This window comes from Shigella sp. FC1967 (assembly GCF_001743005.1).
Classification (GTDB): Bacteria; Pseudomonadota; Gammaproteobacteria; order Enterobacterales; family Enterobacteriaceae; genus Proteus.
Genome location: NZ_MIIZ01000077.1, coordinates 1 through 11,255, shown reverse-complemented (window position 1 = coordinate 11,255; position 11,255 = coordinate 1). Strand labels below are relative to the sequence as shown.

The 11,255-nt window shown below is 37.9% G+C and carries 8 protein-coding genes and 5 pseudogenes; 8 read left to right on the top strand and 5 right to left on the bottom strand.

Annotated elements, in window-relative coordinates; translation table 11 throughout:
• Positions 1 to 237: 237 nt before the first annotated feature.
• The 6 genes and pseudogenes from BHE89_RS00645 (at position 238) to artM (ending at position 5,636) form a co-directional block, all read left to right on the top strand.
• A pseudogene (locus tag BHE89_RS00645) lies at positions 238 to 1,141 on the top strand (LysO family transporter).
• A 52-nt stretch (positions 1,142 to 1,193) separates the two neighbouring features.
• Positions 1,194 to 2,650: pseudogene (locus tag BHE89_RS00640) on the top strand (DUF2867 domain-containing protein).
• Between the two features lie 117 nt (positions 2,651 to 2,767).
• On the top strand, positions 2,768 to 3,496 hold the full coding sequence (gene artP / locus BHE89_RS00635) for an arginine ABC transporter ATP-binding protein ArtP (protein WP_069368163.1): 729 nt from the start codon (positions 2,768 to 2,770) through the stop codon (positions 3,494 to 3,496).
• Positions 3,497 to 3,510: 14 nt separating this feature from the next.
• Entirely contained in the window at positions 3,511 to 4,245 is a 735-nt protein-coding gene (gene artJ, locus BHE89_RS00630; RefSeq protein WP_069368162.1) for an arginine ABC transporter substrate-binding protein, read from the top strand.
• Positions 4,246 to 4,262: 17 nt separating this feature from the next.
• Positions 4,263 to 4,967, top strand: coding sequence for an arginine ABC transporter permease ArtQ (artQ, locus tag BHE89_RS00625; RefSeq protein WP_006537477.1), 705 nt, complete (start codon positions 4,263 to 4,265; stop codon positions 4,965 to 4,967).
• Positions 4,967 to 5,636 (top strand): annotated as a pseudogene (gene artM, locus BHE89_RS00620) (arginine ABC transporter permease ArtM). The gene artQ and the pseudogene artM overlap by 1 nt, the downstream one beginning before the upstream one ends.
• Positions 5,637 to 5,756: 120 nt before the next feature.
• On the opposite strand, the gene BHE89_RS00615 reads toward artM, so the two are convergent.
• From BHE89_RS00615 to BHE89_RS00600, 4 genes and pseudogenes are all read right to left on the bottom strand, one after another.
• The gene (locus BHE89_RS00615) at positions 5,757 to 6,956 is read right to left on the bottom strand and encodes a multidrug effflux MFS transporter (RefSeq protein WP_069368160.1); all 1,200 of its coding nucleotides are present in this window, start codon (positions 6,954 to 6,956) and stop codon (positions 5,757 to 5,759) included.
• A 79-nt stretch (positions 6,957 to 7,035) separates the two neighbouring features.
• Positions 7,036 to 8,197: pseudogene (gene rlmC / locus BHE89_RS00610) on the bottom strand (23S rRNA (uracil(747)-C(5))-methyltransferase RlmC).
• A 30-nt stretch (positions 8,198 to 8,227) separates the two neighbouring features.
• A pseudogene (locus BHE89_RS00605) lies at positions 8,228 to 8,738 on the bottom strand (type III secretion system chaperone family protein).
• A gap of 167 nt (positions 8,739 to 8,905) precedes the next feature.
• Positions 8,906 to 9,208, bottom strand: a complete 303-nt coding sequence (locus BHE89_RS00600; RefSeq protein ID WP_069368157.1) for a YbjC family protein — start codon at positions 9,206 to 9,208, stop codon at positions 8,906 to 8,908.
• A gap of 169 nt (positions 9,209 to 9,377) precedes the next feature.
• Here BHE89_RS00600 and BHE89_RS00595 point away from each other — a divergent pair, with 169 nt between their 5' ends.
• Positions 9,378 to 9,641 (top strand): GrxA family glutaredoxin, encoded by a 264-nt coding sequence (locus BHE89_RS00595; RefSeq protein WP_036912158.1) that lies wholly within the window; start codon positions 9,378 to 9,380, stop codon positions 9,639 to 9,641.
• A 253-nt stretch (positions 9,642 to 9,894) separates the two neighbouring features.
• On the opposite strand, the gene BHE89_RS00590 is transcribed toward BHE89_RS00595, so the two are convergent.
• Positions 9,895 to 10,320, bottom strand: a complete 426-nt coding sequence (locus BHE89_RS00590) for a secondary thiamine-phosphate synthase enzyme YjbQ (RefSeq protein WP_069368156.1) — start codon at positions 10,318 to 10,320, stop codon at positions 9,895 to 9,897.
• A 240-nt stretch (positions 10,321 to 10,560) separates the two neighbouring features.
• Here BHE89_RS00590 and ybjG point away from each other — a divergent pair, with 240 nt between their 5' ends.
• A complete protein-coding gene (gene ybjG, locus BHE89_RS00585; RefSeq protein WP_069368155.1) occupies positions 10,561 to 11,172 on the top strand; it encodes an undecaprenyl-diphosphate phosphatase in 612 nt (203 codons plus the stop codon).
• The last annotated feature ends 83 nt before the right edge of the window (positions 11,173 to 11,255 follow it).

The window sequence follows — 11,255 nt, the reverse complement described above, 5'->3', positions numbered from 1 at the left end:
TTAATCATAGTCAAGATGCCGTAATAAAATTTACTCAACTATTCGATATATACCCATTTCGTTCACTTTTCAATCAATTAAAGCCTATTATTGTGAAACATGGTAGGCTCATGACCCTTAATAAATATTTTAGGCTTATCTTAATTTCTGTATCCACAACATCATAAGTAAATGTTATAATCCAAGTTACGTTATTAGTTTATTTTATAATTTGAGCGCACTCAGTAAGGAATAGAAATGCTATCAGGATTATTAATTATCCTACTTCCGCTTTTTGTAGGGTATTTGATTAAGTTAAACAATCGCCCATTACTTCATCTGGCAAACCGCCTGCTCAGCGCGATGGTTTACGTGATCCTATTTCTAATGGGTGTTAGTTTAGCCATGCTAGATAATATTGGTGAAAACTTAGTCTCGATTCTTTCTTATGCCAGTGTTTTCTTTTTATGTACATTTGGCGCAAATTTACTGTTTTTATGGCTATTGGATAAAAAAAGATCCTTGGGATGTTCCAGCCCATAAACAATCCAAGCCCCCTTCACGTATAAAAATGGTACTTGAATCACTGCAATTATGTGGTGTCGTTGTTGTGGGTTTTTTTATAGGCTTAACCAACTGGTCAATTTTCCATTATGCCTCTCATGCCAGCCAAGGTGCGCTTATCTTTTTACTTTGGTTAGTCGGTTTACAATTACGTAATAGCGGAATGAGCCCAAAACAAATTCTGATCAACCGTCGTGGAACAACCATTGCTGTCGTTATGGGGGTTAGCGCACTTGCTGGTGGTGCTTTGGCGGCTTACTTGCTGGGACTACCGATGAAAATGGGATTAGCCATTGCATCGGGTTATGGTTGGTATTCATTATCGGGTATTGTGCTCACCGATGCATTTGGCCCCGTAATTGGTAGTACTGCATTTTTCAATGATTTAATGCGTGAATTAGCGGCAATCATGCTTATTCCGATCATTGTTAATCGTTATAGAAATACCGCATTAGGTATTTGTGGCTCAACATCCATGGACTTTACCTTACCGGTTTTACAAAGAAGTGGAGGTGTATCCATCGTGCCAGCAGCGATTGTGCATGGATTCGTTTTAAGTTTAATCACACCAATCTTGATGGCATTCTTTACTTCATAGAAAAATCAGTAACAATAGAACAATAACGTTCTCTTTTTACAATGGATTAATAATGAATCAACTGCGTGTATTAGTACTTGGTGCAAGTGGACATATTGGTCAAAATCTTATTCCAGCTCTGATAAAACAAGGTCATCAGGTCACAGCGGGTGCCCGTAGAGTTGACTGGATGATGTCTCAAGGTTGGAAAAATACACGCTGTATCTTTGTCGATTTGCATGATCCAGAAACCTTAAGCAAGGTCATGCTCGATACAGATATCGTTTATTATCTTGTTCATAGCATGGGCGATTCACATAATTTAGTTGAGCAAGAGCGTAAAGCGGCAATTAACGTTGTAGAAGCATTAGAAGGCACGAACGTTAAACAAATTATCTTTTTAAGTGCCTTACAGCATGAGGATCAACAATATTCACCTCATCTTATTGCCCGAAAACTGACAGGGGAAGTGTTAAGAACGAGCACTATTCCTGTCACTGAAATTCGAACCTCTATGATTGTAGGGCCCGGCTCTGCTGCCTTTGAAATTATGCGTGATATGGTTTATAACCTTCCTATTCTTACCCCTCCACGTTGGGTTCGTTCTAAATCCTCGCCTATAGCGCTCAAAAATTTAATTCACTATTTAACTGAAATTATTCATCATCCCACTCATCAACACCGCATTTTTGATGCGGGTGGCCCTGAATATATTAGTTATCAAACCCTTTTTGAACGCTTTATTAAAATCTCAGGTAAAAAACGCGTGCTGATCCCGATACCGATGCCGGGAAGTCTTATTTCGGCAGGTTTTATCAGTATGATAACATCTGTGCCAACCTCGATTGCCAAAGAGTTGATCCAAGGGCTTAAATTCGATCTCCCAGCCAACGATGAGCCATTACGTAAACTTATTCCCCAATCTCTCATTAAATTTGATGATGCAGTAAAAGAAACCCTCGCTGATGAAGCAGCGGCTTTAGATAACCAAGATTGGGGATACTCTCCCGCTGTTCGTAGCCGCTGGAAACCCGGTTATGGTTATTACCCTAAAAATGCAGGTTGTACAGTATCCACCCCCGCAAGCGCAGCATCCCTTTGGCATACAGTGCAACAAATCGGCGGAGAACAAGGCTATTTTTATGGTAATACGCTATGGAAAACACGCGCTATTATGGATGATATCGCTGGAAATAAAGTCACTTACGGGCGCCTTCTAGAGAAACATTAGAACTTGGCGATATGATTGATGGTTGGCGAGTGATCAAACTTGAGCCTGAAAAACAACTCACACTGCTATTTGGAATGAAAGCTCCTGGTTTAGGTAGACTCTCTTTCACGATCCACGACAGCGGTAATCTTCGTTCAATAGATGTTCGTGCGTGGTGGCACCCAGCAGGGTTTAGTGGATTGCTTTATTGGTTTGCCATGATGCCTGCTCACTTATTTATTTTCAAAGGTATGGCTAAAACAATAAGTACTAACGCTTACAAACTGGATAAAAATTCACCTAACAGTGAAGAGAAATAGCTAAATTACCCATTTTTTACGTAAAAAAAACCACTTTTATTATGCAGTTTTTAGTTGCATAATTATTCTTGCCGTTTTTATTATTTGCATCAGTTAATGACTATTCAGAAAAAACGCATGAGTATTCAATTAAAAAACATAAATTGTTTCTACGGTTCGCACCAAGCACTCTATGATATTAATCTGGAATGCTCTGCTGGTGAAACAATGGTTCTGTTGGGACCAAGTGGTGCAGGTAAGAGTTCACTAATGAGAGTTCTTAATTTATTAGAAATGCCACGTTCAGGCGAATTAGAAATTGCGGGTCTACATTTTGACTTTAGCCAGCAGCCTAACGCAAAAGCAATTCGCTCATTACGCCAAAATGTGGGCATGGTATTTCAACAATACAATTTATGGCCACATTTAACGGTTCTAGATAACTTAATTGAAGCACCATGTCGTGTATTAGGTTTATCAAAACCGCAAGCCAAAGAAAAAGCAATGAAATTACTTGAGCGTTTACGTTTAAGTGATTATGCAGGACGTTTTCCTCTGCATTTATCGGGAGGTCAGCAACAACGTGTTGCTATTGCAAGAGCATTAATGATGGAGCCTCAAGTTCTCTTATTTGATGAACCTACGGCAGCATTAGATCCTGAAATTACAGCTCAAGTTGTTGATATTATCAAAGAACTTTCTGAAACGGGTATTACACAAGTTATTGTAACCCACGAAGTTGAAATTGCACGCAAAGCCGCGAGCAAAGTTGTATATATGGAAAACGGCCGTATTATAGAGCAAGGTGATAACTATCGTTTCACTGCGCCACAAACGGAAGCTTTTGCTAATTACTTGTCACACTAAATCAGGATCAGACAATGAAAAAAATATTATTTGCAGCACTTCTGACCAGTATTACACTTTCTGCAACTGCGGCTGAGAAAGAGACAATTCGTTTTGCAACTGAAGCAACGTATCCTCCATTTGAAATGATTGATGCGAATAATCAAATTGTGGGATTTGATGTTGATTTAGCAAATGCAATGTGTGCAAAGATTAATGCTGATTGTACCTTTACCAATCAGTCATTTGATAGTTTAATTCCTAGTTTGAAATTCCGTCGTTTTGAAGCGTTAATGGCGGGTATTGATATTACGCCAGAACGTCAAAAGCAAGTTGATTTCACTGATTCTTACTATGATAACTCAGCAGTATTTATCACAGTAACAGGTAAAATCTCTGATGTTGCGAGCTTAAAAGGCAAACAAATTGGTGTACAAAATGGAACAACCCATCAGAAATTTATCAATGAACAACACAAAGAGATGAAAACTGTTCCTTATGACAGCTATCAAAATGCAGTATTAGATCTTAAAAATGGTCGTATCGAAGCTATCTTTGGTGACACTGCGGTTGTTAATGAATGGCTGAAAAAGAACCCTGAATTAGGTATTGTAGGCGACAAAGTTACCGATCCTAACTACTTTGGTACAGGCCTTGCGATCGCAGTAAGAAAAGGCAATGCTGATTTACAAGATAAATTAAACAAAGCATTAGCTGAAGTAAAAGCTGATGGCACCTATGATGTCATTTATAAAAAATGGTTTGAATAACAATAATAGTTTAATAAATGAATGAAATAACAACTCTAGCAGGTGCGGCCGTCACAACGGTCACACTTGCTATTTCTGCTCTTATCATCGGATTAGTTCTAGCCATGCTGTTTACAGCTTGGGAATCCGCAAGATGGAAAGCCTTTGCTTTCTTAGGAACATGCTGGGTAACACTCATTAGAGGACTACCAGAAATGCTGGTAGTTCTTTTTGTCTATTATGGCACCTTGCAAGGCGTCATGATGTTAATGGATGGAATTGATCTTGGTGCTTTCACCTTACAAATTGATTTTGGTGATACTGAATCATTGCCTTTCTATTGCGGTGTTATCGCCCTTTCACTTCTTTATGCTTCTTATGCTTCACAAACTCTACGTGGTGCATTAAAAGCCGTACCAACAGGACAATGGGAAGCGGGTCAAGCATTAGGTATGGGGCGTATTACTATTTTCTTCCGCTTTATCATGCCTCAAATGTGGCGTCACGCTTTACCCGGCTTAGGTAATCAGTGGTTAGTGTTATTAAAAGATACAGCATTAGTCTCATTAATCAGCGTTAATGATTTAATGTTACAAACGCAAAGTATTGCTAACCGAACCCAAGAACCTTTTACTTGGTATAGCATTGTTGCCTTGATTTATTTGGCTATTACCTTGGTCAGTCAATATATCCTGAAATGGTTAGAGATGAGAACGACCCGATTTGAACGGAGTGCCTCATAATGTGGGATTATATTGTAGATATTTTACCAGGATTACCAACTAGCCTTTCTTTAACGCTTGTGGCGCTATTGGTTGCATTTACACTCTCAGTTTTAATGACGTTTGTTTTAGCACTAAAAACACCCGTTATTAGTCAAATAATAAAAGCTTATATTACCTTATTTACTGGTACGCCTTTATTAGTACAGTTCTTCTTAATCTATTATGGCCCTGGGCAATTCCCTGCGTTAAAAAACTTCCCAACAATGTGGGAATTGCTATCAACACCATGGTTTTGTGCAATGGTTACATTAGCATTAAATAGTGCGGCTTATTCAACTCTACTTTTTTATGGTGCGGTAAGAGCTATTCCATCAGGACAATGGCAGTCTTGCCAAGCGTTAGGCATGTCACCTATACAAACAGCAAGAGTGATATTACCTTATGCATTTAAGCGTGCGCTTTCATCATATTCGAACGAGGTAGTCTTAATATTCAAAAGTACCTCACTTGCCAGTACCATCACTTTACTTGAGTTAACAGGTTATAGCCGACAAGTCTTTGGTCAAAGTTATGATGTCATGGTTTTTGTTGCTGCGGGTATTATTTATCTGTGTATCAACGGAATATTGACACTATTAATGAGATTGATTGAGAAAAAAAGCCTTAGAGTTTGAGCATCGTAATTAAAAACGTGTAAACCAAATTATCGATATAAAAACACCCCAACCGTTTTTGAACTGCACCCCAAAAGTTGGACACCAACTTTGGGGTGTTTTTATATGTCAGAATAAACAACAAATACGTGTTCTATTCTTGTGTAGCCTGCCTTTCTATTAATGCTTCTTTATGGCTTACTCGGTAAGCATTCAACGCTAATAAACTCCCCATTAACATCACAATAGCTAACGCTAATTTAGGTTGTACTGGTGAAGCTAATGCCGTTAAACCAAAAACTGCCCCGCCTGCCATTTGAATAAAACCCACTAATGCAGAGGCAATACCAGCCGTTTGTGAATAAGGTTCAAGCGCATAACTTGTCGCCGGCCCCATAATAAAAGCAAGACCAGCACAAGCACTTGCCACAGGAAGCATATAAATCAGCCAATGATCCTGCATGTCGGTAGGAATGAGCAACAAGCTGCCTAACAAACTCACACAACCTAATCCCATTAACCCACTCCCTAAGATCAAACAAATAGGTCTACCGAGGCGATGAATAACACGATTCGCATAAAAACTGACAAACATGATCCAAAAACCATTTACACCAAAAACAATAGAAAAAATCAGTGCCGATAATTTTGCATCATTCATCAATACAATTGGGGCAAATGACACATAGGTTAATGCCATCCCCATTGTACCCGCATTCACTAAAGCAAAAGTCAAAAAGCGTTTACTGCATAAAATCTCAAGGTATGTTTTACCTAACTTTTGTTTTGATTGAGCTGTATTTTCAGGCTTTGTTTCTGGTAAAAAGCGGGTGATCAAAATCAATACAAACACTGAATAGAAAATTAAGAACCCGAAAGGTGCGCGCCATCCCCAATATTCTGCCAACAATCCACCTAATAGCGGTGCCAAAGCAGGAATAATATTTAACGTGCCATTTAAAAAACCAAAAACGCGAGCAGCTTCATTACCATTAAAACAGTCACGCACACAGGTAAAAGCCACAACGGAAGTACAACATACTGCCGAAGCTTGTAATAATCGCGAAATAATAAAAAATGTTGAGTCGGTCGAAACCGTTGCAATAACAGAACCTAAAATATAGATAAGGATCCCAGCGATAGCGATAGGCTTACGACCCAACTTATCCACTAAAGGCCCTGATATAAGTTGCCCTACACCGAGGACTAAAATAAATAAAGCGATAGTTGATTGAATAAGGGATACACTACTCCCTAAATCTTGAGCAATCGCTGGTATTGTCGGTAAATAGAGATCGATCCCCAAAGGCCCCAATAACACCATCACTAATAACAATGCTTTTAAATTCTGCATAAAATAGAATGCCTATCTAATAAAAAAGAAAACGCCCGATGTTATCCATCGAGCGTTAAATGCTTATTTATACTAACACTCAATCACTATTTTGTAATAAATATCTTAGTTGTCTTGTAATACCAATTAACGTCAGCACTTCATAGTGAGAAGTATGAGGAAACATATCAAACAATTGCACTCTATCTATTTGATAGTGTGAAAGTTGCTGAATATCTTTTGCCATAGTTTGAGCATGACAACTTGAATAAAGGATAAAGCGAGGTTTCATTTTATTAAGATAATCGCACAATGCCTCACCAATACCTCTCCTTGGTGGATTAACAAGCACTAATTCAGGAACTGCTCCTTTCGCTAATGCATAATCTGTTGAATCTAAAGCCTGAAACTCAACATGTTCTAGCCCTAATTCCTGAGCTGATAAACGAGCACATTCAATTGCTTCTGGGCTAATTTCAATACCTGTTAATTGGGTTGATTTATCCGCACAATGCAATCCAAAGCCCCCAGAACCACAAAACATATCCCACAAATGTGTGATATTTAATTCTCTCACCCAACGACCTGCTGTGGCATAAAGTGATGAAGCTACTACTGGATTAGTTTGAAAAAAACCTCTAGGACGAATATGTAAGGGTATTTGGTTAAATGATTCATCTAAGAACGTTTTTTCTGTCAGAATAATTTCTTGCTCACCTTCCAAAATAGCCATATGTACAGGTTGAATATTAATGGAAATAACGGCTAATTGAGGCAATTGCTCTTGTAACCAAGGAAGTGCTTTACGAAGTTGTTCTCGTTTTTTTTTCTGAGCGCAAAACAAAGCGCAACATCATGGTGCTATTGCTTCGACTCTCTGTTAATAAAATAAACTTGAGTTCACCGCGGCGGCGTTCAATGTCATAGGGTACTAACCCTGCTTTTGCAATAAATGTTTTTAAAACAGAAAACACGGGTGCAAAAGAAGCTGGGTACAGTGGACATTCGCATAAATCGACAGCGATACCATCCTTAGTTTTTAAGCCTAAAACAGGTTTTTCGACACTCCCACTAACGACCATTTTGGCTTTATTACGAAACTGCGCCTGTTGGCTTTCCACAGGTGCTAATTTATCAAAAGCATAATCATTGGGAAGTAATGCTAATAGGCTGTGCTGTTTTTTCTTGATTTGTTCAGGGTAAGCAAGAGAAAGCCACTCACAAGAATGACATTCACCCGCACTAAATCGTGCGCATTGCATAAGATTTTGTGACCGTTATGGAGATTAATATTAATGTACAGTATAGGAGGAGTCAGTTGATGTGCTATTTATCTCAACATCTTCATCTTCTTCGTTTTCACTTTCTTGCTTTTCACCATACAAGAAACCGTTATTAAAAAATTTCACTAACAACTTCAGCAGATTGCTCTTCTGCTTTTTGTAAGAACAGGTCAAATTGATTCAGTGAAATGCCTGCTGCAACCGGAAATGATTGGCAGAAAACTAATTTTGGTAAATTATCATCACTAATTTCTAGAAATGTTTTAATAAATAAAGAGCTTGCATTAATTTGGCTTAAATTGGCCATTAATGGCACGATTGCTGACGGTTTTAACTCAGCGATAGCAGTAAATACAAGTACATCCTCAAGAATATCAATTTTAGCATCAAAAATGCCACTGATATATTGAAGATGTGGTAAATGCAACGCCTGACAAGAGTCACATTCATAATAAGCAATCTGTAGTTCATCAAGCCAAGATTTTAGCTGATCCAGATCGGTAGTCACAACAGCGTTCATTTAAATAACCTTTACGCGCAAAAAAAGAGTGCCTTTTGGCATTGGTGCTATTTTGCCACTTTTTTCTATCTTGAAGGCACTAAATAAATAGAAAAACGAAGAAAATTAAGCCAATTTACATCTTGGTTTTTCTTAGTTTCTAATACATTTTGAGGAAAAACAGGTTGCTATTCTTCGGTATTTTCTTTTTTCTTTTTATTATTTGTGGATTTATTATCGATCCCTAAAAAAGTTAATCGATAAATAGCACGCCATACAATATGGATAGCTGGCGGGATCATGCAGATAACGCCTAAAACAACCAGCGTCAATTGTCCTGTATATGTTCCTAGCCACTGCGGGGAGGTCATATATTGATTGATATAAAGATAAGCAATCACTAAGAGAATAATCCCAATTATTTCAATGATGATAATGGGTTTGGGCATATCTGACAGTGATTTCATATCTCGATTTGAAGGCTTTTCCATCATTTCTCCGCTAAAGCTGTATCGCAGTCCTATCTCATTATTCGGCAAATTGATATAATTTATCACACTAAAAGGCAATAACTGTTTTTATTTAGCCTCATAAAAAGGCATAGTAACAATCAATAGAAACTATTATGCCTGAATTTTATTTCCTCATAAGGAGTGTTGTATGTTTGTTGTCATTTTTGGTCGCCCAGGTTGCCCATATTGTGTTCGTGCAAAACAACTGGCTGAAACTTTGTCTGAAAAACGTGACGATTTCGATTTCCGCTATGTCGATATTCAAGCTGAAGGAATTACAAAAGCTGATTTATCTAAAACTGTTGGTAAACCTGTTGAAACTGTGCCACAAATTTTTATTGATGAGAAACACATTGGTGGTTGCACAGATTTTGAAGCTTATGCTAAAGAAAATTTAGGCATCTACAACTAATCCAAAAGCGCTAAAACAGCTTATTTATCAATATGTTTTAGCGCTTTCTTTTTTCTTAATCCCCATTTTTCCTTTCTATTTCCACTTTTTCTAAAAAAATATTCTATTTTTTTTCATTAGTCAGCGAACTTTCTTTCTAACCCGTAGTCTGAATTAGTGCCACTGCTTTTCTTTGATGTCCCCAAATATTGAGGAGCCCGATAGTTTCAACCCATTTGGTGAAATAACTGTCGGGTTTTTTATTGCTTGAAACTTAGCCACACTCACCTTGTAATGTCACAATAATACGACGATTACCGCCGTGATTACGATGTTCACCAAGATAAATCCCTTGCCAAATCCCTAAATTCAGTTCTCCTTGACTAATAGGAACAGTGACACTTTGTCCAAGTAAGCTACTTTTAATATGCGCTGGCATATCGTCACTACCTTCATAAGTATGAAGATAGTCATCCTCATCCTCTTTGACACATTGATTAAAGAAACTTTCAAAGTCATTTCGTACTGTTGGATCAGCATTTTCATTAATCGTTAATGAAGCCGATGTATGTTGAATAAAAAAATGAGCAATTCCAATTTTATATTGTCTTAGTTCCGGTAATTCTTGAATCAATGTTTGTGTAATTAAGTGAAATCCTCTTGGCCTTGCATTAAGGACTATATTTTTCTGGAACCACATAAAGTAATACCTCATTGAAGATAAGAAAAAAAAACGATGTGAGAGTAATAACATAAGCGAAATACTCTTTTTAAGAGTGCTTTAACTCAGTTTGAGAATAAAACTGACAAATCTTTAAAAAAAGCACAATTAAATAAGAAAAAAACACTTTACCCCTATTACTCCCTCATTTACCCTTAAAAACTTGCGTATCATATATCATAAACATCGCTTATCAGTACGACATGTATGGAGCCTACTTTGCTGGAACAATTCAATTTAGCCGTATTTTCAATGATGAATGCAACACCTACGGCATCTCCTTTAGAAATCGGTATGGCGATAGTTATTGCTAAGTACCTTGTCTATCTTTTTCCATTATCTTTAGTGTTCTATTGGTTATGGGGGAATGAAAAACATCTTAGTCAGCAAAGAACATTAGTATGCAAAGCCGCTGTTTCTTTAGGTATCGCACTTTCTATCTCTTGGGTGATTGGTGCTATTGTTCCTCATGAACGCCCTTTTGCCGCCAACATTGGTTACAACTTTCTTGATCACGATGCAACGCCTTCATTCCCAAGTAACCATGGTACGTTTGTTTTCACCATTGCTTTAGCTTATCTCTTTTGGCATAACCGCAAACGCATTGGCTATATTATGCTCGGTTTAGGGCTTGCGATTGCTTGGGCGCGTATTTATCTTGGCGTGCATTGGCCAATCGATATGATGGGGGCTTTTATCGTTGCTCTGCTTTCTTGTGGTCTTTGCCAGCTCTTCTGGTCTAAAGGTGGTGATATACTCCAAAAATGGGTACAACAGCTCTATCAGCTCTGTTTCGCTTATCCTATTCGCAAAGGTTGGACAAAGGCTTAACTTTTCGAGCATCGAAAAAGACCGCATTTATTGCGGTTTTTTTTATATTTAACTTAAGTAACACCCCCTTCAATATATTAATA

Excerpts from the sequence above, each read along its gene's own strand:
- artP (WP_069368163.1), top strand. The coding sequence starts at position 2,768 with ATGAGTATTCAATTAAAAAACATAAATTGTTTCTACGGTTCGCACCAA.
- artJ (WP_069368162.1), top strand. The coding sequence starts at position 3,511 with ATGAAAAAAATATTATTTGCAGCACTTCTGACCAGTATTACACTTTCT.
- artQ (WP_006537477.1), top strand. The coding sequence starts at position 4,263 with ATGAATGAAATAACAACTCTAGCAGGTGCGGCCGTCACAACGGTCACA.
- BHE89_RS00615 (WP_069368160.1), bottom strand. The coding sequence starts at position 6,956 with ATGCAGAATTTAAAAGCATTGTTATTAGTGATGGTGTTATTGGGGCCT.
- BHE89_RS00600 (WP_069368157.1), bottom strand. The coding sequence starts at position 9,208 with ATGGAAAAGCCTTCAAATCGAGATATGAAATCACTGTCAGATATGCCC.
- BHE89_RS00595 (WP_036912158.1), top strand. The coding sequence starts at position 9,378 with ATGTTTGTTGTCATTTTTGGTCGCCCAGGTTGCCCATATTGTGTTCGT.
- BHE89_RS00590 (WP_069368156.1), bottom strand. The coding sequence starts at position 10,320 with ATGTGGTTCCAGAAAAATATAGTCCTTAATGCAAGGCCAAGAGGATTT.